The organism is Gillisia lutea (assembly GCF_021568705.1).
Taxonomy (GTDB): Bacteria; Bacteroidota; Bacteroidia; order Flavobacteriales; family Flavobacteriaceae; genus Gillisia; species Gillisia lutea.
The window spans coordinates 393,286-414,818 of the sequence record NZ_JAKGTH010000006.1 but is presented as its reverse complement, the minus strand read 5'-3'; the positions used below and the strand labels follow the sequence as shown (position 1 = coordinate 414,818).

Below are 21,533 nucleotides of genomic sequence, written 5' to 3'. Positions count from 1 at the left end.
CCGCCCCAAAGGGGAACGCCCAAAATAGATCCATCATTCAAAAATAAAAAAAAGGAAGTAAGCTGTGTGCCACTTCCTTTTTTAGTTAACTAAAATTAGTTGGGGATAAAATTTTTAAGACCCACACATTAGGCAATCGTCACCTTCTGCTTCTTTAGATTGCGCAATTAGGGCGCGCAATTCTTCAGGCGAGAGCGAACTGCTTTCTGCATCCATTTTTATTGGTGCAGCCTGTGGAGTTGGTTGTACTTCTGCAACACCTGCATAGGCTTCAGCCGGTTGTTCTTTTTTAACCTCTTTTTTAAGCGTGAATTTAATAGCATCTACCGCACTCTTGGTTCTTAGATAATACATTCCTGTTTTCAGTCCGCTTTTCCAGGCATAGAAATGCATAGAAGTAAGTTTTCCGAAATTAGCATTTTCCATGAATAGGTTAAGCGATTGCGACTGGTCTATGAAATATCCGCGATGTCTGGACATATCGATGATGTCTTTCATGCTTAATTCCCAAACGGTCTTGTAAAGTTCTTTTAGATCTTGTGGGATAATATCGATGTTTTGAACAGATCCATTAGCTCTAAGAATAGCATCTTTCACTTCTTCTGTCCAAAGATTACGAGAAACAAGATCTTCTAAAAGATGTTTGTTCACTACAATAAACTCTCCTGAAAGTACTCTACGTGTATAGATATTAGATGTATAAGGTTCGAAGGCCTCGTTGTTCCCTAAAATTTGAGAAGTGGAAGCTGTAGGCATTGGTGCCATTAATAAGGAGTTACGAACTCCATTTTTAAGCACTTGCTGGCGAAGTTTCTCCCAATCCCAACGACCACTTAATTCATCATCTTTTATTCCCCACATATTGTGCTGGAATTCACCTTTACTCATTGGAGAACCTTCGTAAGTTGAATAAGGTCCTTCTTCTTTTGCAAGCTCCATAGAGGCCGTAACAGAAGCATAGTAAAGGGTTTCGAAGATCTCCTGATTCAAGGTTTGAGCCTCATCACAGGTAAATGGTAATCTTAGTTTGATAAAAGTGTCTGCAAGTCCTTGTACTCCAAGTCCTACCGGACGGTGGCGCATATTGGAATTTTCAGCTTCTTTTACCGGATAGTAATTTCTATCTATCACCTTGTTAAGGTTTTTAATAACCCTTTTGGTGATCTTATAAAGTTCTTTATGGTCGAATTCGTTCCCTTTTACAAACATTGGCAAAGCAATGGATGCAAGGTTACAAACTGCAACTTCATCGGGACTCGTGTATTCCATGATCTCGGTACAAAGATTGGAAGAACGGATGGTCCCTAAATTCTTTTGATTTGATTTTCTATTGGCAGAATCCTTATAAAGCATGTAAGGCGTTCCTGTCTCAATTTGAGATTCTAAGATCTTTTCCCATAATTCACGGGCTTTGATGGTCTTTCTGCCTTTTCCTTCAGATTCGTATTTGTGGTATAGTTCTTCGAATTCTTCTCCGTGAACGTTGAAAAGTCCAGGGCATTCATTAGGGCACATAAGTGTCCAGGTAGAATCCTCTTCTACACGTTTCATGAATAGATCCGGGATCCACATGGCATAAAATAGGTCACGAGCACGCATTTCTTCTTTTCCATGGTTCTTTTTAAGGTCCAGGAAATCGAAAATATCGGCATGCCAAGGCTCTACATACATTGCAAAAGAACCTTTTCTTTTACCTCCTCCTTGATCTACATAACGTGCGGTATCGTTGAATACACGAAGCATAGGTACAACTCCGTTAGAAGTTCCGTTCGTTCCCGATATGTACGATCCTGTTGCGCGTACATTATGAATAGATAAGCCAATTCCTCCTGCAGATTGAGAGATCTTAGCAGTTTGCTTTAGTGTATCGTAAATCCCATCGATACTATCATCCTTCATAGTTAACAGGAAGCAAGACGACATTTGTGGTTTTGGAGTTCCTGAATTGAATAAAGTAGGAGTGGCGTGAGTGAAATATTTTTTAGACATCAGCTCATAGGTTTCTATGGCTGCTTCAATATCATCTATATGAATACCTATCGAAACTCGCATCAACATATGCTGAGGGCGCTCTGCAATATTACCGTTCAGTTTCAATAAATACGAACGCTCCAGAGTTTTGAACCCGAAGTAATCGTAATTGAAATCGCGGTTGTAAATAATGGTAGAGTCTAACAGGTCTTTATTCTCCTGAATCACTTTGTAAACTTCGTCTGACAATAACGGAGCTTTTTTACCGGTTCTGGGGTTTACATATTCATAAAGATCTGTCATTACCTCAGAAAAGGTCTTCTTGGTATTCTTGTGCAGGTTGGAAACCGAAATTCTTGCGGCCAAACGAGCGTAATCCGGGTGGGAGGTAGTCATGGTAGCAGAAACTTCTGCAGCCAGATTATCCAGTTCACTTGTGGTTACTCCATCATATAAACCTTCAATTACACGCATGGCAACCTTAAGAGGATCTACTATTTCATTTAAACCATAACAAAGTTTTCTGATTCTTGCGGTGATCTTGTCGAACATCACTGGCTCTTTGCGGCCGTCTCTTTTGTGTACATACATAGGCTTATATATTTAGGAGTTCATGAGAAGGAAGCATCTCATAAACAAGATATTTTTAATGACTTTAAGTGTGAAGCGGTGAATACTGCTTCGAGTATTGGTAATAGGGGGTAATTTAGTAACCAAATACCGCCGTTTTGGGGTAACGGCGGCAGCCGGTTATTGCGCTAGACTAAAAGTCTGCGTCAAAACTTATTTGATTGGTGTCTTTATCTTTGTTCATTACACCTGCTTTTTGGTACTCTCCAACTCTCTTTTCGAAGAAATTGGTTTTTCCTTGGAGGTTGATCATATCCATGAAATCGAATGGATTAGAACTTCCATATTCTTTTTCACAGTTCAGTTCTACTAGTAATCTGTCTGCTACAAATTCCAGATATTCTGTCATTAACTTAGCATTCATTCCAATAAGACTTACTGGTAAAGATTCTGTAACAAATTCTCTTTCAATGTTTAAAGCGTCTACGATGATCTCACGAATACGCTCTTTAGATACTTGGTTTACCAAGTGATTGTTATGTAAGTGGACAGCAAAATCACAGTGAACTCCCTCGTCACGAGAAATCAACTCGTTAGAGAAGGTAAGTCCTGGCATTAATCCACGTTTTTTAAGCCAGAAGATAGAGCAAAATGCACCGGAAAAGAAAATTCCTTCTACCGCTGCAAAAGCTATCAATCTTTCAGCAAAAGAATCGGATTCTATCCATTTTAATGCCCAGTTAGCTTTCTTTTGAATCGCCGGGAAATATTCTATTGCCTTGAATAATTGATTTTTCTCTTCTTCATCTTTCACATAAGTATCTATCAATAGTGAATAGGTTTCAGAATGGATGTTTTCCATCATGATCTGGAAACCGTAGAAGAATTTTGCTTCTGCATATTGCACTTCATTTACAAAATTTTCGGCAAGGTTTTCATTCACAATTCCATCAGAAGCTGCAAAAAATGCTAGAATGTGTTTTATGAAATAACGCTCATCTGCAGTTAGCTTATTATTCCAGTCGGTAAGGTCTTGATGAAGATCAATTTCTTCTGCCGTCCAGAAACTAGCTTCCATTTTTTTATACCAATCCCATATGTCGTGGTGTTTGATTGGAAAGATTACAAATCGGTCTTTGTTTTCTTGTAAAATGGGTTCTAGTTGTGCCATGAAAATGATGTTTTGTGGTTGTAATTTTAGCTTCAAAAGCTATCGATAACAAAGATTGAAAAATCAATTAGAATTTGAAAGAATTTGAGCAAAGCTTTTCAACAAAGTTTTTAACAGAGAGTTGATAAGTAATTCTTAGTAAAATGTTAAACGTGTTATTTACTTGGTTGATTATCAAAATAATATATTGGTTTTGTTGAGCTGGTTGTTGGAATGTCTAATACGGGTTTAAGCCCTTTTAAATAAAGAGATGAAGCGCTTTTATTAGTTGACAGATGGGAGGGGTTTTTAGGCGAAATTATGAAAATAATACCATGGGTGAAGTTTTAGAAACAATGCTAAGAAAATTAACAAAATTGTCTTGTTAATATCCCCGAATTTAATATTTAAATTGTAGGAATTTAGATAAGGATGTGATAGTAGTTTGTCGATTTTAAAAGCGTTTTTTGTCAAAGCTTAAGGTCTTGTTGACTATTATTTATTTTCTAATTGGAATAATCTGCTTTTTTTATTTTGAAAAATGTCTTTTCAAGATTTATGCATGTCATTGTAATATTTTTTTTAGCGTTCTTCTTTCCTTCCATGATCATTTGCAGCATTAAAGCCTCGCCGTTTTGAAGCCATTCAGGGTTGAAGGAGTCCGGCATATTATCTTTGCCAGTATTGAAAATATTCTGAAAGCTTATTCTGGCATCTGTAGTTACATAAAAAGTATAGACGCCATCTTCATTTTCTGTCTGGTAGCCTTTGCAGTTAAATTCAAGAATTGTTTTGTTGCCAATTTCTTTAATGTTGATGTCCTGTAGTTTGTTTTCATTTTTAATGTACTCTTCGGTTTGCTCTAAAGATCCTTCGGGAATTTTTGTTGCCATAATCATTTTGTTAGCTTCACTTCCCATGTACATTACTGTAATTTTTCTGATAGGATCCATCACCATGAACATTTCTTCTGTATTAGGTAATTTAGCTCCAAAATAAGGTTGATCTTTTTTTAGGAAATAATTCATGGTTACATCTCCGTCTTTAGAAGTGATCTTCATGTCGTATTTCCAATCGAATTCATATGTCTGAGGAACTTCCGAGAGATCTACCTGTTCCATTCCAATAGGAAATCCGCTTTTTTCGAGTTGCACATGCATTATCTTGTCCAGAGATTTGTCTGTTTCTTCCGCAGCTTTATCGACTACAGTTCTCTCTACTTGTGTTTGGACTTTTTTCTTTAGTTTTTTTAAAATTTGAGCATGCGAAGGGATGATGAATGCTATTGCTAAAACCCCTGTTAAAATTGTCTTTTTCATGATAAAAGATTTTAAAGGTGAATAAAACTTCAAAATGTTCCTGGGGCTCTTAATAATTGTGGGGATACCGATAAAGTTACCGGTTCGAATTTTCGAGGGAATAGTAAAAGTACGAATAATTTTAAAATAGAGGTTTAACTGTTTTAAAATCAGTTGTTTAGTGTAGAGGTGCTATTTGTTGATCTCGGTTGCTGTCTTTTCCAGTTCCATATACCAGTCTTCACCAAATTTTCTGATAAGGGCTTCCTTTACAAATTTATAGACCGGAACTTGTAGTTCTTTTCCTAGAGAACAGGCGTCATCACAAATGTGCCAATGATGATAATTAACTGCTGCAAATTCAGAATAATCTTGAACTCTCACAGGGTATAAATGACAGGAAACAGGTTTTTTCCATGAAATTTCCCCCTGATTATAGGCTTCTTCAATTCCGCAAAGGGCTGTCCCTTTATTGTCAAAGGTTACATAAGCACAGTCTGCTCCCTCTATAAGAGGAGTTTCCAGCTCACCATCTTCAGTTGTAATAAAAGTGCCTTGCTCTTCTATAGCTTTAATTCCTTTTTCTCTTAAAAAAGGTTTGATCTTGGGGTAAAGTTCTTCCAGGATCTTTGTTTCTTCAGCATCTAGCGGTGCTCCGGCATCTCCATCTATGCAACAGGCGCCTTTACAGGCAGAAAGATTGCACACAAAATCCTTTTGGATTATATCTTCAGAAACGATGGTTTTGCCTATTTGAAACATGCGGCAAATATATCCAATTAAGTCAATCTAATACAAGTTTTTAAAAGCTATTTTATGAAGTTGAGTTTCATTAAAATTATACCAATAAAAGATTTTTCTTCTATATATAAAGTTTAATTTTGCAGCTGTTAAAAGGGTTTATTATGAAGTTGAACTTTAGAGAAATAGCTACGGCTAGTATGATTTTATTTGCTGTAATTGATATTATTGGAAGTATCCCGATAATTATCGATCTCAAGAAAAAAGCCGGAAAAATACAAAGTGAAAAAGCTTCCATAGTTGCCGGGATAATCATGATACTTTTCTTGTTTGTAGGGGCCGAAATATTGAGCCTTATTGGAATTGATGTTAACTCCTTTGCGGTTGCGGGATCGTTCATTCTCTTCTTTTTAGCATTAGAAATGATCTTGGGAATAACACTTTATAAAGACGATGCCCCGGAAACAGCAGCTGTAGTACCCTTAGCATTTCCTTTAATTGCCGGTGCGGGAACAATGACTTCACTGTTGTCACTTAGAGCAGAATATGAAGCGGTGAATATTATTGTGGCCATTATTGTAAACATCATTTTTGTATATATTGTCCTGAAATCGTCAGGTAAAATCGAACATTTTCTTGGTAAACAAGGAATCAACGTAATTCGCAAGATATTCGGAGTAATATTACTGGCGATTGCGGTTAAATTATTTGCTACTAATATTCAGAATTTATTTACATGAAAATATTTATCTACCTTTTAATTGTGCTTTCGCTTGTTGTAATTGTATACAATGTGAGTGTTATAGATTTTGACAATTTGCTTCAAGGTGATAGTGCCATTGCATTAATTGGAGTTTTGGCAGCTACATGTGTTGTGGTCCTGCTTCTTATTTTACTTACTTCTAAAGCTATTGAAAGAAAAAGTAAACGATAATGGATTTTGATGTATTAATTGTTGGTGGGGGTGCTGCGGGAATGTCTTGCGCCTATATTCTTGGATCGGCTTCAGAAAAATCCTACGCGAAAAATAAGAGGGTAGGAATTATATTACATCAGAAAACTTCTCATCTGCAAAACGCAGTTTTTAATAATGTATTGGGATTGGCTCCCGGTACAAAAGGGAAGGATATTCTTTCTCAGGGACCCTTGCACTTGCAACAATTATACCCTGAGGTGATGCAAATGGCTAAGGAAAAAGTGTTGTCAATTCTGCCGGCAGAAACCGGTTTTTTAGTAAAAACAAACAAGAATTTCTATACAGCTGCAGTGGTTGTAGTGGCCGTTGGTTATACCGATTTATTATCTATTAAAGGCTTGGAACCTTATATTATGCCTCATCAAAGAGCCCTTGCTTCTAAGAACAGAATACAACTAAAGAATGAGAATCATCTTATTGTAGAAAATCTATATGTTGCCGGTACCTTAGCCGGACATAGAAGTCAGTTTGCAATTGCCAGCGGAAGCGGTGCAAATGTTGCCCTGGATATACTCAGTATTTGGAATGATAACTTACCAACACAGGTTCATGATAAGTTAGAATAGCAAAAAATAGGTTGTTATTGTAATAGGTAATGAAGACAGCATTAAAATAATAAAGACGCGATGTAGTTTTCTAAAAAGAAGTGCTCTTTTTAGTTGTTTTTTAAACTTGAAATCGGCTGAGGAGATTATTTGCTCTTTAATGGCTCTTAGTGAAACATTAGAGGAATCTACAAGGATTTCTTTTTGAAGAAACAGCAGTGCACTATTATCTAAAAGTCTGAAACTAACCGCTACTATATAAAAAAAAAGAGGTGAGAGCAATAGGAATATGGCGGTATAGTCGTTATAAGAATCCATAATGACGAATATACTAGTTATCTGAAGATAATTCAATTACTTTCTTAATAATTCGGTCATCTTCATTAATTATTCGTTGAAATTCATTATTTCCAAAAAGCTGTTGTGCCATTACTGCTTTTAAATATTTTTTTAAAAGCGGCTTATATTCAGTCATTTTTACCGGGTAATTTTGAGAGCTTAAAAAGCTTAGAAATTCGGTGACAACCTGATCGGTTATAATTTTTTCTTTTTGAAATTCTTCCCATGCTAAAGCATTGTAGAAAGCTCTGTCCTTTTCCAGTTGCTGAAAGATAAATGGGTTGAAAATACCACTCTTTAGCATATAAGTGAGGTTCTCCTTTTCCATATTGGTATCCTTGGGAACAAAGATGTCTGGAATAATACCTCCACCGCCGTATACGATCTTTCCGCCGGGAGTAGTGTATTTTAAGGAATCAGCTACATGAATACTATCGGCATGTACTAGTTCTCCATTCTTGTACCTTCGCACATAATCATTAAAATAGGCTTCATTGCCCATTTCGTAAGACTTTTGGATGGATCGGCCTGTAGGTGTATAGTATCGGGCAATTGTAAGTCTAACAGCACTACCATCTCCCAATCCCATTTCTCTTTGTACCAAACCTTTTCCGTAGGACCTTCTCCCAATAATTGTCCCTCGGTCATTATCCTGAAACGCACCTGCTACAATCTCACTTGCAGAGGCAGAGTTCTCATTTATAAGAACGTATAGTTTGCTGTCTTCAAAAGAACCTTTTCTGTTAGAATAGGTTTCTTCGATATCTCCTTTTTTATTTTTGGTAAATAATATTAGTTGCCCGTCTTTTAAAAACTCATCTACTATACTGATGGCTTCGGAAAGGTATCCCCCGGGATTGTCCCTTAAGTCGATAGCAATCTCTTTAGCTCCTTCTTTTTTCAGCTTGTTTAGTGCTTTTTTGAATTCCTGAAAAGTGGTCTCGGAAAATCGATTTATTTTTACATATCCCAAATTCTTAGATAACATGTAGGAGGCATCTACACTTTTAAGAGGCACTTTTGCCCTGGTTACATTAAAATTAAGCAGGTTCTTTACTCCTTTTCTGAATACTTTTAAATGAACTTTTGAATCTTCTTTTCCTTTAAGCTGAGAAATAAGAGAGTCGTTACTTATGTTTTTATTGAATAACTGCTCATCGTTCGCATATAAAATTCTGTCTCCTCCTTTAATTCCTAATTTTTCACTGGGACCACCTTCTAATGCCTGAATTACTACAACAGTATCATTAACGTTATAAAAACTAACACCTATACCCACAAAATCTCCCTGCATATTTTCAGTAACAGTAGCATATTCTTGCTGAGGGATATAAACGGAATGTGGATCTAAGTTTTCCAGAATTCGATTTACGGTAACATCTACGATGCTATCGGTATTCACATCATCTACATATTCGTAATCAATATAGTCGATTAACCGACTTAGTTTTTCCTTTTTGGGGTTAGAGGAGAGTAGCCCTTGAGTACTGGAAAAGTCTAACTTCGCACCTAACAGAATTCCTGCGGCGCAAGCCAGTCCGAGCAATAAAGGGAGATATATTTTCGATTTGTTTTTCAATTGTCCAGTTCTGTTACTTGATATAGTTCTATTCCTGCTTTTCGTAGGAAATCCAGTCCGGAATTATCTTTGTAATCCATATAGTATACAACCTTCGTAATTCCTGCCTGATGTATTAGTTTGCTACATTCCTTGCAGGGCGACATGGTAATGTAAAGCGTGGCTCCTTTGCAAGATTGGGTTGAGGAAGCAACTTTTAATATGGCATTGGCTTCTGCGTGAAGCACATACCATTTGGTGTATCCTTCTTCATCTTCACAGCAATTTTCAAATCCCGTGGGGGTACCATTATATCCGTCGGAAATTATCATTCTATCTTTCACAATAAGCGCACCAACTTTTTTCCTTTTACAGTGTGACAGGTTTCCCCATTCTCGTGCAATTCTAAGATAGGCCTTATCATATTTAAGTTGCTTTTCTTTAGGCATAGATGCTAATTTGATTAACGATTATGAGAAGATGGTGAATTTATAAATATTTGACATTCAATAATATTGCAATTAGGATATGATTTTTTTGAATAAATATTCACATCAAAGAGCAAGAAAATTATCTCTAAGGATAGGGAGAATAACTCCAATTACGATAGCCGATACAACCAATATCCAATCTCTTCTGGAGATTTTAAAGATTTCCTGACATATGAAAGCTAAAATGAGCACAGATAACACAATTATTATTTGAGCAGACTCTATTCCCAATGCGAATTCTAATAGCGGAAAAAATTTAGCTGAACTGTTAGCCGCGATCATCTTGAAATAGGTGGAAAACCCTAACCCATGAATAATTCCAAAAAATGCCGTTGTAAAATACAGAATGGCTATGTTCTTATGATGTTCCTTCCTTTTGGCGGTTAATATGTTGAATAGGGCCGTAATTAAAATGGTAACCGGAATAAGTAGTTCTACCCATTTACTTTTAACGATAACGATTTGATAAACCGATAAGAATAGTGCTAAAGTATGGCCTATTGTGAAAATGGTTACTAGCCAAAGTACACGTTTCCAACTTGAAAAGGAGTAGGAGACTACCAGAGCAATTAAAAATAAAATATGATCATAAGCCAGCCAGTCTAGTACATGTTCCAGGCCTAGTTTATAGTATAACCAAAATTGCGACATAAATGTGGTGTGATAAACCTCGAAAGTACGATATATTCCTAAAATTACAAAAAGGCCTACTACCCAATATGTGGAGTAAATCTTTATCCTTAAAAGTCTATAGGACTTTATATAACAATCTTATTCATCAACTCGGTTTTCACGTATTCAAACCATTCATCTTTTAAAATGCTGAGAACGATACTATCTCTTCTACCGGTTGGGCTGGCGCAATTATCCCGAAGTACACCTTCCTCTTTACAGCCTATGCTTTTCATGGCGGCAATACTCCGCTTATTGGTGTTATCTGCTCTAAATTCAACCCGAAACGCCTTCATTTCTTCAAAGGCAAATTGAAGTAAGAGGAACTTGCAATTCTTATTAAGGCCGGCACCCTGAAATTTTTTCCCATACCACGTAAAACCTAACTGTGTGGTCTGGTGATGCTGCTGTATGTCGTAAAATCTGGTGCTGCCAGCATATTGCCTGGTTGCTTTATCGAATACTATGAATGGATAGGCGGTCTTTGAGGCCCGTGCTTCCAAAGCTGCTTTTATATAGATCTGTAAATTCTCAATGCCATTTGCCGGTAACAATGAATACTTCCATAATTCAGGTTCGTTTATTGAAAAATTGGTAAGTATCTCTATATCATCCAAAACAAGGGGACGGAGTCTTACCCGATCATTTTCTAAAATGTAATCTTTTTCAAAATCCAGGTGTATCATAAAGCTATAGTTGCAAGTACATTTCAAATATACATTTCTTGGGATATAGCTTAAGCATTAAAAATGTCATGAAATAAAAAAGCTTCCAAGTTAAGGAAACTTTTAATAACTAAAATTGTAATGTTATTCTGCTTTTTCAGGGTACCAGTTCAAAAGCTCAACTTCTATATTAGAATTGGCTTTTTCAACCTCGGTCTTAAATTTAGCTACATCGCTATACCCATCTTTTCCTCTATAGTGATAAGGATATACTTTTTTAGGCTTGAAGTCTAATACCGCATCTATAGCCGACTCTACCGGCATAGTATAGGGTAGGTTCATGCAAACAAAGGCAATATCTATATCTTTAAGAGATCGCATTTCCGGAATATCTTCGGTGTCTCCAGAAACATAGATACGTTTTCCTTTATAACTTAAAACGTAGCCGTTTCCTCTTCCCTTGGTATGCATTTCTTTAGCTTCCTCCCTTAAGTTATACATAGGAATGGCTTCAATTTGAATATCAAAATATGTATTGATATCGCCATTGCTCATAGCCTGAGTAACTCCCTGTAGGTTGGAAGGCAGCTTGTCTTTAACTGCTTTTGGCGCGACGATGGTTGTTCCCGGCGCTATAGAGTCTAACGTGGCAGAATCCATGTGGTCTCCATGTATATCGGTAATTACAATTAGGTCGGCTTCTGGTAAGTCGGAATAAGCTGCGGCTCCTCCCACAGGGTCGAAATAGATCGTTTTTCCGTTTAGTTGTATGGCAAAAGAAGCATGAGAAACAGGTATTACAACTAAAGAATCACTCTTCTTTTCTACTTGAGAATCAATACTGTTTTGCGTGGTCAGATTTGTTTCTTCTTCCTTCTTTTGATCATTTTTACAGCTAATTAGGCCAATAAAAACAAACATTAATATTAAGCTTTTTTTCATAGGATTATAATTTATCAAATTTAATTACCAAGTTAATGAGTATTTGTTTTTTAATGCTGTCTACAAAAAGTAAAGTTTTGTTAAAAGTATTATTTTCAGTCGGTTATATTTTAGACGTCTAGATTACTACATTCTGTGTGTTTAGAAACGATCAATATTGTAGCCTATAACGTTAGTATGTTTAAAAAAAGTAGTAGTATTGATGTTTTAAATTGAGCTATTTTTTTCCTCGGGGAATAAGCAGACAGTATGACTTATTTTCTTGAAATGGTCAATAAAAATAATCCTCTTGAGAGTAAATAGGGCGGTTATAAAAAGTATGGATGACGGCACATGAAAAAAGGAATTTAATACTTCCAGATTTAATATCCTTCAAAATTCCAATTACGGAAAACCCTTAAGCAGACTTGTTGAGGTTCTTATTTTTGAAGTGTAGTTATAAGAGATTATAAATAAGTGTCGGTGACTAAGAGAGCGTACTTGTAGGGAAGTGCAATTTTGAGGAAGCTGACACTTTTCAATTGATTTAGCTTAGAAATTCTTTATACCATTTTCCCGAGGCTTTCACTATTCTCTCCTGGGTTTTAAAATTAATATAGACCAGACCAAAACGAGGATGAAAACCTTCGGCCCATTCAAAATTATCGGTAAAACTCCATATAAAATAGCCATTTACGTTTACTCCTTCATTTTTTGCTTTCAACAGAGCTTGCAAATACTGTTGTATGTAAGTGGTTCTTTCAAAATCGTTAATCTCACCATTTTTCAAAATATCGTTGAAGGCTGCTCCATTTTCTGTTACGGAAATATTCTTAACTCCTGAATATGCATCAAACTTTTTCAGCATATAATATAACGAATCTGGGTAGACTTCCCATTTCATTTGGGTTGTAGGTACTTTTCTTTTGACAGCTTTTACATTAGTGGCTTTTATATAAGGAACAAAATATGAGTGTTTAACAATTTCTCGCGTATAATTTTGAAGTCCTATAAAGTCAAAATCATATGAAAGAAGTTTATCATCTTCCGGCTGCCAATATTTTTCCACGCGTTTTAAAAAAGGTAGTTCTTTTATAGGGTATGAAAATCCTAAGGAAGCTTCTAAAAAGAGCCTGTTCACAAGAGCATCAACTCTTTTAGCCGCCAATACATCTTTTTCACGATTGGAAAAAGCTTCTATATGTGAACAGGAAAAAGTGGTGCCCACCTTTACTTTTGGTCTATTATTTTTAATGATCCTCGCTCCTTCCGCCTGACAAATTGCTGCGTGATGCATTGCTGGTAAGAAATTTTTCATTCCTCGCCTTCCCGGGGCATGCACCCCTAAAAAATGGCCAGCTCCTACAAAAACCAATGGTTCATTTAGTATCATCCAATTAGATACTCTGTCGCCAAATTTTCTGGAACACAGGTCGGCATATTCCCGAAACCAATCTATTATATCCCGGTTTGTCCAGCCCCCTTTCTTTTCCAGTTCGTTAGGTAAATCCCAGTGGTATAAAGTAACCCAGGGTTCTATGTCTAACTTCAGACATTTATCAATAAGACGGTTATAAAAATCTATTCCTAGCAAATTTCGAGTGCCTGTTCCCTTAGGGATTAAACGGGGCCAGGAGAGCGAAAATCTGAAATTTGGAATGTTCAAATTATGCATTAGCTCTAGATCGGTTTCAAATCGTTGATAGAAATCACAGGCAATCTCCCCGGTCTGACCTTTATAAATCGTACCTTTTTTATTTGCAAAAGCATCCCAGATAGAAGCTCCTTTACCATAAGAGAGATGGCTCCCTTCGGTCTGATATGCCGAGGTTGATACACCCCACTTGAAATTAGTGCCAAAGTCAGATTTTGTGAAAATTTTAGATTGTTCCTGAGAGCCGGTAAAAAGTTGGGACATGTACTATTATAAGGGTTATTGGAAATAGTATTAATTAAGTGGTTTTATACTGTGGGTAACACAATGTTGCTCCAGGGAAGGTTTTGGTGCCAGAGCGTCTAGATGGTCTTGTATTAGCATATCTATAATATCTGAAGTTATATCTGGAAATGCTACTTCCACTATTTTATCGCTAACAAGCCATTTTTCTATATAATTACGCTGCTTTAGTTTAAATTTTTTCAAAATAGGAACTCCAATAGCCTTTAATGCAGCAGCATTACAATGCTGTTCATATTGATTTTTCATAGGAATCACCAGGAGCTTTTTCTTTAAAAAAAGAGCTTCTGCAGGAGTTTCAAATCCGGCACCACAGAGCACTCCTTCACTGGTGGCCATACTTTTTATAAAACTTCTATTAGAAATGGGACGCAAGGACACGTTTTTAATAATTGCATTTCCCTTGGTGTGTTTGGAGAACACATGCCATCGAATTTCTTCAAAAGAATGAAGGACCTTCAGTATCTTTTTATCAGAATATGAAGGGAGATATACGGTATAATGAGCATAATTTTTAACTTCCATATTTCTGATCTCCTGCCGTATTACCGGGGTATAGGTGTTTTTATTGAATGTGGCAAAATGAAATCCGTATTGCAATTGGGAAGGAGCGTAATTTTTAAGAATTAATTCTCCTAGCCAATCTTTGGTATCGGGAAGGGGGGCATTTTTTGAAAGTACCGCACATTGATGACTCAGAGAAATACACTTTTTACCTTTTAAGTAGGCCGCCCAGGCCGAGATAGGTTCGAAATCGTTGATGATGAGATCGTAGTCCTCGACAGGGAAACTACGTATCTCTTTAATGAAACGAGAAATATTGTTCTTTATATAGGTAGCTTTAAGATCGACACCTCCTTTTTTTCCAAAGACGAAGCTCATTCCGCTATACTTATATTTTATGGTATAAGGAAGTGAAATATCTGCCTGGGTTCCGCTCACTAAAATATCCAAATCTCCTTTTTTTCTTAAAAGAGGAATAATGTCTCTAGCTCTGCTTAAATGACCATTTCCCGTTCCCTGAATAGCATATAGTATTTTCATGACCTCTTTTGGGTGAGTATTTTCTTAATTTTTGATCAAATTAAATTCACGAACCAAATTCTCGAAAAGTTCGGTAGTACTCAATTCTGGTTTTCTTTTACGTTCTAACTTCATGTCCAGTAAGCTTTGCTGATCTTCCTGAAAATTATAGATATTCCATTCGCCTTCATTATATTCCAAGGCCGTTAGATTTTCGACCCAGTCTCCGGAATTCAAATAGGTGACTTCCCCCTCTTTGTTAGTAATCTTTCTAATTACGGGTTGATGAATATGCCCGCATATTACATAATCGTATTCATTTGAAATGGCAATATCTGCCACAACCTGTTCGAAATCGTTGATGAATTTAACTGCACCCTTTACGCTGTTCTTTATTTTTTTAGATAAGGATAATTTTCCTCTTCCCATCTTTTCAGAAATATGATTGAAAAGCCTGTTTATTAGTATTAAAGCATCATAACCCTGAGCTCCAAGCTTGGCAAGCCATTTTGAATTTTGCATAGTAACATCAAAAACATCTCCATGAAAGATCCATGTCTTCTTTCCACCCAAATTCAAAACTACTTTGTTCACTATTTTAAGGGAGCCTATATTGAAGCCTACGAATTTCCGAAGTGTTTCATCGTGGTTGCCGGTTATATATACTACTTCCACTTGTTTGGCAAGCAAGCCCATGATGTGTTTTATTATTTGCATATGCGATTCTGGCCAGTACTTTTTATTGAATTGCCAGATATCGATAATGTCACCGTTTAAAATAAGTTTTTGAGGTTGAATACTTTTAAGATAGCTAAGCAGCTCGGCTGCATGGCAACCATAAGTGGCAAGATGAACGTCGGATATTACTACTACTTCAACTTTGCGTTTTTCCATACTTTAACGGGATAGGTTTTTTATAATTCTCTTTATGTAGTTGCCACGATATTGTTCCGGAGAGAATAAGGAAGCTAATTTGTTCAGAAATAATTGGGTTAATACAAAATCTTGAAGATCACGCTCGCTACTTTGAATGCTATTCTTCAAAGTAATTAAAAAGTGGGAATTTAGAGAGGTTTCATATTTATTTCCTGTTCCTTGAAAAGGAGCTTCAAGATTATTGATAGAGTGATCTTCCATGACCTAAATTATTAATTCAGTGTAATTTAAGGAGAGGTGCCGGAAATAGGGTCAAGGAATTATTAAGCCTGTTTTAAGAAAAGGATATCTTATTTTTTGAATGTAACTAAATGATAAACAGCGCGGTAAGAAGATTCGATTAAAATACCTAATAGGAACGACTATTTGGAAAAAAAATGCCGCTTTGAAAACAGAGGCTTTTTTTTAGAGCTTGGTATAATGTATTCTTTCCTACTGAAAAATAGCTAGTGAAATCTATTCTTTTATCGGGTTTGCTGCAAAGAGACAAATATTCCGCCAATAACTACTACAGCCAAAGATATTGCTAGTGCGTTTCTGCTCAAACAAATATAGGGATAACACATTTAATTATGTAATTTTATGATTTAATCACAACAAATTGTTAACACAACAAATTTTTGTTAATAATAATTGTAATTAATGATGATTAACTAAATTTAGTAAAAACTAATTTTTAATCTAAAATTCAATTATTATGAAGGCATTATGTTATCACGGAAAAGAGGATGTACGAATTGACAACGTACCAGATCCTAAGATTGAAGACCCACAAGATGTTATAATTAAGGTTACATCAACAGCTATTTGCGGATCAGATTTGCACATATATGGCGATTTAATGCCTACCATGAAAAAGGGTGATGTTTTGGGGCACGAATTTATGGGGGAAGTTGTAGAAGTAGGTAAAGATGTCAAAACACTTAAGATAGGGGATCGGGTAGTTGTCCCTTTTACCATTGCATGTGGTAATTGCCAGTATTGTGACGATGATTTGTATTCCCTTTGTGACAACTCCAACCCCAACGAAGAACTTTGTAAAGAAAATTTAGGTCATTCAATATCTGGGCTCTTTGGTTTCTCGCATATGCTAGGTGGTTTTTCCGGAGGCCAGGCAGAATATGTTCGTGTACCCTATGCAGATGTAGGGCCAATAAAAGTTCCAGATTCGCTGACTGATGAGCAATCTCTTTTTCTGTCTGATATTTTCCCAACAGGATATATGGGTGCTGAAAATGCTGACATTAAAAGTGGTGATACGGTAGCCATATGGGGATGCGGTCCAGTGGGTCAGTTTGCCATCCAAAGTGCCTGGATGTTGGGGGCGAAACGTGTAATCGCTATTGATGTGGTTAAAGAGCGATTGGATATGGCAGAAAAGCATGGAAAAGCTGAAGTAATTAGGACAGTTGATGCAGATGAAGTATATACTCAACTAATGGAAATGACGAAAGGAAAAGGCCCAGATTGTTGTATTGATGCTGTAGGTGCTGAAGCTCACGGGGCTGAAGGATTTAAAAAGAATTTAAATTCATCCCAACCAGATGCCTTAGCACAAATTTTTAAATCCTGTAAAAAAGCTGGAAACGTTTCTATCCCTGGGGTATATCTTGGTAAGGTGGATGGACTACCTTTTGGTATGGCAATGAATAAATCCCTTAATTTGAAGATGGGCCAAACCCACATGCAGCATTATTTGGAGCCTCTTCTTAAAAAAGTAGAGGAAGGAAAAATAGATCCATCCTTTATTATAACTCACCGCATGAAATTAGAGGATGCACCTGAGGCATATAAAAAATTTAGAAACAAGGAGGATGGTTGTGTAAAAGTTGTATTAACTCCTTAATGCACTTTTCTAACTTTAAAAAATAAAACATGAGATCAATTTGGAATGGATCCATCAGTTTCGGGCTTGTGTCAATACCTATTAAGTTATATTCAGGATCAGAAGATAGAAAACTTGATCTGGATATGCTTGATAGGCATGACAATGCTCGAATTCGATATAAAAGAGTCAATGAAGAAACGGGAAAAGAAGTTGAGTGGAAAGATATTGTAAAGGGATTCAAAAAAGATGATAATTATATAGTCTTGGAAAAAGAAGATTTTGAGCAGGCCAATTTGAAGAAAAGCAAGACCATCGATATAGAGGAGTTTATAAATGAAGCTGATGTGGCTGATGTACTCTTTAAAAAGCCCTATTTTCTGGAGCCTCAAAAAGAAGGAGGGAAATCTTACAATCTATTGCGGGATGCTTTAAAAAAGACCAAAAAAGTGGGAGTCGCAACCTTTGTGATGCGCCAAAAGGAACACCTGAGCCTTATCGGACTTTACAAGAATGCACTTGTGCTTCATGTGATAAGATTTGAAGATGAGATTCGAGACCCGGGCGAACTGAAATTATCTTCAACTAAGATTACTAAAAAAGAAGTAGATATGGCCATCAATTTAATTGACCAATACACTGATAAATTTGATCTTAAGAAATATAAAGATGTGTACAATGAACAGTTGATGAAAATAATAAATGCTAAATCGACGGGTAAAGTAAAGAAACCTGAAAAATTTGAAAGTAAACCCACGCCTGCAAAAGATTTAATGGCACAACTAAAAGCCAGTTTAGAGAAAAGGAAAAAGAGTAAAGCATCTTAGTAAATGGCACTCGAGGATTATAATAAAAAGCGAGATTTTAGCAAAACACCAGAGCCCGCGGCAGAACTAAGTGATGATAATGCCGGAAGATTTGTAATTCAAAGACATCATGCCAGTAGGCTACATTATGATTTACGATTGGAGATGGAAGGGGTGTTAAAAAGTTGGGCTGTACCCAAAGGTCCCTCGATGAATCCCAATGATAAGCGCCTGGCCATACAAACCGAAGATCACCCGGTAAAATACCTTAGCTTTCACGGGACCATACCAAAAGGTAATTATGGGGCGGGAGTTATGAAAATTTGGGATGAAGGTACTTATAGAATTGCTGCGGAATATGAAGACATGAATCTCGTCGAGCAATTGGAAAAAGGAGATCTCAAAATTGAGTTCTTTGGCAAGAAGATAAGAGGTGCATTTGCTCTGGTACATACTAAGCGCCGGGAGGCTAATAACCACTGGCTACTTATTAAGAAAAAAGACAAATATTCTACAGATCTTGAATATGATGCCGAGGTCTTTTCCGACACTTCTACTACCGCAAGGAATAAAAACACTCCGGTAAAGAAGCTTAATCCCGGCGAGTTTGTAAAACCTATGTTAGCTACTTCTATAAAGGAGATTTTCAATGATAAAGCATGGGTTTATGAGTTAAAATGGGATGGTTACAGGGTAATGGTTCAAATTAAAGAAGGGAAAGTGCAACTTTATTCTCGTAACGGAATTAACTATAATGAGAAGTTTAAGGCACTGGTTAAAGATTTGGAACTAATGGACCATGATGTTATTTTAGATGGCGAGGTAGTAGTGGTGAATGAGGATGGATTGCCCCAGTTTCAGGCATTGCAAAATTATGATGAAAGTACTTCTGGCGCATTACGATACTATGTGTTTGATATGCTTTATCTTAATGGGCATAGCATGGTCGACCTGAACTTACTTGAAAGAAAAAGCCTAATTCCCGAAGTGATTGAAAATTTAACTTACACACTTTATTGTGATCATGTGGAGGGAATGGGTGCTGCACTATATAAAAAAGCCGTAGATGCCGGGATGGAGGGCGTAATGGCAAAAAAAATAGATTCAAAATATTCCCCGGGGTATCGAAGTGAGAAATGGCTAAAGATAAAGGCTGTTGAGACTGAAGAGGCTATTATATGTGGTTATACCGATTCGGTAGGTGGGGGAGCTGTTTTTGGGAGTTTAATACTTGGAATGTATAAGGGGGATGAATTGAAATATATTGGGAATTGCGGATCGGGTTTTTCGGTTAAAGATCAGCGTGAGTTACTGGCGCAATTGGAAAAATTGGAAGTAGAAAAACACCCATTTAAGCGAAAGCCAAATCTGCAAAGCCGCACTCCACATTGGGTAAGTCCGCTATTGATTTGTGAAGTGAAATTTTCGGAATGGACAAAAAATGGTATTATGCGTCACCCCATTTATAAAGGCTTACGTAATGATAAAATACCTCATGAAATTTCAGCTCCAGGTGACAAAAAGAAAGTAGCTACTGCTAATTTTTCTAATTCCGGCACCAATACTTTAGAGGTAGGTGGTTTTGAGGTGCCAATTTCTAATTTAGATAAGCTGCTATGGCCAGAAAGTGGTTATACAAAATATGACCTTATAGATTATTATCTGAATATTTCTGACTATATCTTACCGTACTTAAAAGATAGGCCTCAAAATTTACATCGGCATCCTGATGGTATTAAAAGTGCCGGGTTTTATCAGAAGGACAATGAAAATTTACCCGTGTGGATCGAGACAGAGGAGATCTTTTCAGCATCTTCAAAGAAGGATATAAATTATTTTTTATGCCAAAATGAAGCAAGCCTTTTATATATGGCTAATTTAGGATGTATAGAAATTAACCCATGGCACTCTCGCTTAAATAATTTAGAGTATCCAGATTATACAATTATAGACTTAGATCCGTCGAAAGAAAACACTTTTGAAGAAGTTATAACTGTGGCTCAAGCTGCAAAGGAGGTTTTAGATGATGCGAAAATTAAAGGTTTTTGTAAGACATCAGGTTCAAGTGGTCTACACATTTATATCCCTTTGAATGCAAAATACACCTATGAAGAAGCCAGGAATTTCACTAAGCTCATTTGCTATTTTATCGAACAAAAAGTGCCTCAGCTTACCAGTATGGTTAGAGCTGTAAAGGATAGAAAGGGAAAGATCTATCTCGATTATCTTCAAAACAGACGAGGGCAAACTATAGCTGGACCATATTGTTTACGTCCAAAACCGGGTGCTCCCGTCTCTGCTCCGTTAAAATGGGAGGAGGTTAAGTCAGGACTCAAAATATTAGATTTCAATATCAAAAATATGCAAAGCCGAATTCAGGAGAAAGGAGATTTGTTTACAAATGTATTATCACTTGAAACTGATATGATGGATGCCATTCAAAGACTGGAAGGCTAGTAAGGCCCTTTAATACTTGCTTAATTCCAAAAGTTTTAAAATGGTTTTCCAGTTTCTTGTTGTTGCAGGAACTTTCAGTTTTTTTTCAAAAAAGTTGTTAGTTAGTTTCGATTGATGATATTTACCTTCACAATAAAGAAAAACCTCTTTGCCATCAATAATAAATCTGTCAGGTTCATGGGTACATGTTAGGACATGATCAATATCTTCTTTAGCAGCTCTAAATTTTAAAAAAGTAATATGTAATTTATTGATATCGGCTTTTGAATTATAAAAAGGGTTTTTGTTGACTAGGCTAAGAAGTTCTGTTGAGGTCCTAACAATTACAGGAACTTCAAAACCATATTCATCGGAAATTGTTTTTTCCAGTTTGTTTTCTATGTCAGAATTCTGTTCGTGTGAGCTAAATATTAGATTTCCACTTTGGATATAAGTTTTAACTTCTTGCAGTTCTAATTTTTCACATAACATTTTTAAGTCGGCCATCAAGATCTTTCTTTTTCCTCCAACGTTAATCCCTCTAAGAATTGCAATTTTTTTGGGTTCATTCATGTTTGTTTAAATGAATTACAGTTGAATAATTACTGGACTAGTCTGTTTAATTAATTGATAACTGAAATTACTAAATTGTA

21 protein-coding genes are annotated in these 21,533 nt (G+C 36.3%); 6 read left to right on the top strand and 15 right to left on the bottom strand.

What is annotated here, in order from left to right; genetic code table 11:
• Nucleotides 1–114: 114 nt before the first annotated feature.
• The 4 genes from L1I30_RS01870 to L1I30_RS01855 form a co-directional block, all read right to left on the bottom strand.
• Complete coding sequence (locus L1I30_RS01870) at nt 115–2,562, bottom strand: ribonucleoside-diphosphate reductase subunit alpha (RefSeq protein WP_236132550.1); 2,448 nt, start codon at nt 2,560–2,562, stop codon at nt 115–117.
• Nucleotides 2,563–2,734: 172 nt separating this feature from the next.
• The gene (locus L1I30_RS01865) at nt 2,735–3,712 is read right to left on the bottom strand and encodes a ribonucleotide-diphosphate reductase subunit beta (protein WP_236132549.1); all 978 of its coding nucleotides are present in this window, start codon (nt 3,710–3,712) and stop codon (nt 2,735–2,737) included.
• A gap of 485 nt (nt 3,713–4,197) precedes the next feature.
• Nucleotides 4,198–5,010: a DUF4412 domain-containing protein gene (locus L1I30_RS01860; RefSeq protein WP_236132548.1), complete on the bottom strand. Its 813-nt coding sequence runs from the start codon at nt 5,008–5,010 to the stop codon at nt 4,198–4,200.
• 171 nt (nt 5,011–5,181) lie between these two features.
• Nucleotides 5,182–5,751 (bottom strand): DUF3109 family protein, encoded by a 570-nt coding sequence (locus L1I30_RS01855; RefSeq protein ID WP_236132547.1) that lies wholly within the window; start codon nt 5,749–5,751, stop codon nt 5,182–5,184.
• Nucleotides 5,752–5,894: 143 nt separating this feature from the next.
• Here L1I30_RS01855 and L1I30_RS01850 point away from each other — a divergent pair, with 143 nt between their 5' ends.
• Genes L1I30_RS01850 through L1I30_RS01840 form a run of 3 tightly spaced genes read left to right on the top strand, consistent with a single transcriptional unit; the run spans nt 5,895 to nt 7,272 of the window.
• Complete coding sequence (locus L1I30_RS01850; RefSeq protein ID WP_236132546.1) at nt 5,895–6,470, top strand: MarC family protein; 576 nt, start codon at nt 5,895–5,897, stop codon at nt 6,468–6,470.
• The gene (locus tag L1I30_RS01845; protein ID WP_236132545.1) at nt 6,467–6,664 is read left to right on the top strand and encodes a hypothetical protein; all 198 of its coding nucleotides are present in this window, start codon (nt 6,467–6,469) and stop codon (nt 6,662–6,664) included. The genes L1I30_RS01850 and L1I30_RS01845 overlap by 4 nt, the downstream gene beginning before the upstream one ends.
• A complete protein-coding gene (locus L1I30_RS01840; RefSeq protein ID WP_236132544.1) occupies nt 6,664–7,272 on the top strand; it encodes an FAD-dependent oxidoreductase in 609 nt (202 codons plus the stop codon). Before L1I30_RS01845 ends, L1I30_RS01840 begins: the two co-directional genes overlap by 1 nt.
• Here the strand turns inward: L1I30_RS01840 and L1I30_RS01835 are convergent.
• From L1I30_RS01835 to L1I30_RS01790, 10 genes are all read right to left on the bottom strand, one after another.
• Complete coding sequence (locus L1I30_RS01835) at nt 7,264–7,569, bottom strand: hypothetical protein (protein WP_236132543.1); 306 nt, start codon at nt 7,567–7,569, stop codon at nt 7,264–7,266. The two genes, L1I30_RS01840 and L1I30_RS01835, sit on opposite strands and share 9 nt — an antisense overlap.
• Nucleotides 7,570–7,582: 13 nt before the next feature.
• Nucleotides 7,583–9,169: a S41 family peptidase gene (locus tag L1I30_RS01830; RefSeq protein ID WP_236132542.1), complete on the bottom strand. Its 1,587-nt coding sequence runs from the start codon at nt 9,167–9,169 to the stop codon at nt 7,583–7,585.
• Nucleotides 9,166–9,597: a deoxycytidylate deaminase gene (locus L1I30_RS01825; RefSeq protein ID WP_236132541.1), complete on the bottom strand. Its 432-nt coding sequence runs from the start codon at nt 9,595–9,597 to the stop codon at nt 9,166–9,168. The genes L1I30_RS01830 and L1I30_RS01825 overlap by 4 nt, the downstream gene beginning before the upstream one ends.
• A gap of 105 nt (nt 9,598–9,702) precedes the next feature.
• The gene (locus L1I30_RS01820; protein ID WP_236132540.1) at nt 9,703–10,290 is read right to left on the bottom strand and encodes a HupE/UreJ family protein; all 588 of its coding nucleotides are present in this window, start codon (nt 10,288–10,290) and stop codon (nt 9,703–9,705) included.
• Nucleotides 10,291–10,397: 107 nt separating this feature from the next.
• Complete coding sequence (locus L1I30_RS01815; RefSeq protein ID WP_236132539.1) at nt 10,398–10,997, bottom strand: GNAT family N-acetyltransferase; 600 nt, start codon at nt 10,995–10,997, stop codon at nt 10,398–10,400.
• A 123-nt stretch (nt 10,998–11,120) separates the two neighbouring features.
• The gene (locus L1I30_RS01810) at nt 11,121–11,918 is read right to left on the bottom strand and encodes an MBL fold metallo-hydrolase (protein WP_236132538.1); all 798 of its coding nucleotides are present in this window, start codon (nt 11,916–11,918) and stop codon (nt 11,121–11,123) included.
• Between the two features lie 526 nt (nt 11,919–12,444).
• The gene (locus L1I30_RS01805; RefSeq protein WP_236132537.1) at nt 12,445–13,815 is read right to left on the bottom strand and encodes a GH1 family beta-glucosidase; all 1,371 of its coding nucleotides are present in this window, start codon (nt 13,813–13,815) and stop codon (nt 12,445–12,447) included.
• 30 nt (nt 13,816–13,845) lie between these two features.
• Nucleotides 13,846–14,898: a glycosyltransferase family protein gene (locus L1I30_RS01800; RefSeq protein ID WP_236132536.1), complete on the bottom strand. Its 1,053-nt coding sequence runs from the start codon at nt 14,896–14,898 to the stop codon at nt 13,846–13,848.
• A 24-nt stretch (nt 14,899–14,922) separates the two neighbouring features.
• Nucleotides 14,923–15,771 carry a UDP-2,3-diacylglucosamine diphosphatase gene (locus L1I30_RS01795; protein ID WP_236132535.1) on the bottom strand — a complete coding sequence of 283 codons (849 nt, stop codon included), beginning with the start codon at nt 15,769–15,771 and terminating at the stop codon, nt 14,923–14,925.
• 3 nt (nt 15,772–15,774) lie between these two features.
• A complete protein-coding gene (locus tag L1I30_RS01790) occupies nt 15,775–16,014 on the bottom strand; it encodes a hypothetical protein (protein ID WP_236132534.1) in 240 nt (79 codons plus the stop codon).
• Between the two features lie 496 nt (nt 16,015–16,510).
• Here L1I30_RS01790 and L1I30_RS01785 point away from each other — a divergent pair, with 496 nt between their 5' ends.
• The 3 genes from L1I30_RS01785 to ligD are packed head-to-tail and all read left to right on the top strand — an operon-like array spanning nt 16,511 to nt 20,901.
• Nucleotides 16,511–17,659 carry a zinc-dependent alcohol dehydrogenase gene (locus tag L1I30_RS01785; protein ID WP_236132533.1) on the top strand — a complete coding sequence of 383 codons (1,149 nt, stop codon included), beginning with the start codon at nt 16,511–16,513 and terminating at the stop codon, nt 17,657–17,659.
• Nucleotides 17,660–17,688: 29 nt separating this feature from the next.
• Nucleotides 17,689–18,465 carry a non-homologous end joining protein Ku gene (ku, locus tag L1I30_RS01780; RefSeq protein ID WP_236132532.1) on the top strand — a complete coding sequence of 259 codons (777 nt, stop codon included), beginning with the start codon at nt 17,689–17,691 and terminating at the stop codon, nt 18,463–18,465.
• 3 nt (nt 18,466–18,468) lie between these two features.
• Nucleotides 18,469–20,901, top strand: a complete 2,433-nt coding sequence (ligD, locus tag L1I30_RS01775) for a DNA ligase D (protein ID WP_236132531.1) — start codon at nt 18,469–18,471, stop codon at nt 20,899–20,901.
• 9 nt (nt 20,902–20,910) lie between these two features.
• On the opposite strand, the gene L1I30_RS01770 is transcribed toward ligD, so the two are convergent.
• Nucleotides 20,911–21,453, bottom strand: a complete 543-nt coding sequence (locus L1I30_RS01770) for a DUF1697 domain-containing protein (RefSeq protein ID WP_236132530.1) — start codon at nt 21,451–21,453, stop codon at nt 20,911–20,913.
• Nucleotides 21,454–21,533 lie beyond the last annotated feature (80 nt).

Bases quoted from the DNA above. Each gene is read 5' to 3' on its own strand.
- L1I30_RS01790 (WP_236132534.1), bottom strand. From the start codon at position 16,014: ATGGAAGATCACTCTATCAATAATCTTGAAGCTCCTTTTCAAGGAACA.
- L1I30_RS01815 (WP_236132539.1), bottom strand. From the start codon at position 10,997: ATGATACACCTGGATTTTGAAAAAGATTACATTTTAGAAAATGATCGG.
- L1I30_RS01860 (WP_236132548.1), bottom strand. From the start codon at position 5,010: ATGAAAAAGACAATTTTAACAGGGGTTTTAGCAATAGCATTCATCATC.
- L1I30_RS01870 (WP_236132550.1), bottom strand. From the start codon at position 2,562: ATGTATGTACACAAAAGAGACGGCCGCAAAGAGCCAGTGATGTTCGAC.
- ku (WP_236132532.1), top strand. From the start codon at position 17,689: ATGAGATCAATTTGGAATGGATCCATCAGTTTCGGGCTTGTGTCAATA.
- L1I30_RS01795 (WP_236132535.1), bottom strand. From the start codon at position 15,771: ATGGAAAAACGCAAAGTTGAAGTAGTAGTAATATCCGACGTTCATCTT.
- L1I30_RS01785 (WP_236132533.1), top strand. From the start codon at position 16,511: ATGAAGGCATTATGTTATCACGGAAAAGAGGATGTACGAATTGACAAC.
- L1I30_RS01840 (WP_236132544.1), top strand. From the start codon at position 6,664: ATGGATTTTGATGTATTAATTGTTGGTGGGGGTGCTGCGGGAATGTCT.
- L1I30_RS01835 (WP_236132543.1), bottom strand. From the start codon at position 7,569: ATGGATTCTTATAACGACTATACCGCCATATTCCTATTGCTCTCACCT.
- L1I30_RS01855 (WP_236132547.1), bottom strand. From the start codon at position 5,751: ATGTTTCAAATAGGCAAAACCATCGTTTCTGAAGATATAATCCAAAAG.
- L1I30_RS01850 (WP_236132546.1), top strand. From the start codon at position 5,895: ATGAAGTTGAACTTTAGAGAAATAGCTACGGCTAGTATGATTTTATTT.
- L1I30_RS01810 (WP_236132538.1), bottom strand. From the start codon at position 11,918: ATGAAAAAAAGCTTAATATTAATGTTTGTTTTTATTGGCCTAATTAGC.
- L1I30_RS01820 (WP_236132540.1), bottom strand. From the start codon at position 10,290: ATGTCGCAATTTTGGTTATACTATAAACTAGGCCTGGAACATGTACTA.
- L1I30_RS01800 (WP_236132536.1), bottom strand. From the start codon at position 14,898: ATGAAAATACTATATGCTATTCAGGGAACGGGAAATGGTCATTTAAGC.
- L1I30_RS01865 (WP_236132549.1), bottom strand. From the start codon at position 3,712: ATGGCACAACTAGAACCCATTTTACAAGAAAACAAAGACCGATTTGTA.
- L1I30_RS01805 (WP_236132537.1), bottom strand. From the start codon at position 13,815: ATGTCCCAACTTTTTACCGGCTCTCAGGAACAATCTAAAATTTTCACA.
- ligD (WP_236132531.1), top strand. From the start codon at position 18,469: ATGGCACTCGAGGATTATAATAAAAAGCGAGATTTTAGCAAAACACCA.
- L1I30_RS01825 (WP_236132541.1), bottom strand. From the start codon at position 9,597: ATGCCTAAAGAAAAGCAACTTAAATATGATAAGGCCTATCTTAGAATT.
- L1I30_RS01770 (WP_236132530.1), bottom strand. From the start codon at position 21,453: ATGAATGAACCCAAAAAAATTGCAATTCTTAGAGGGATTAACGTTGGA.
- L1I30_RS01845 (WP_236132545.1), top strand. From the start codon at position 6,467: ATGAAAATATTTATCTACCTTTTAATTGTGCTTTCGCTTGTTGTAATT.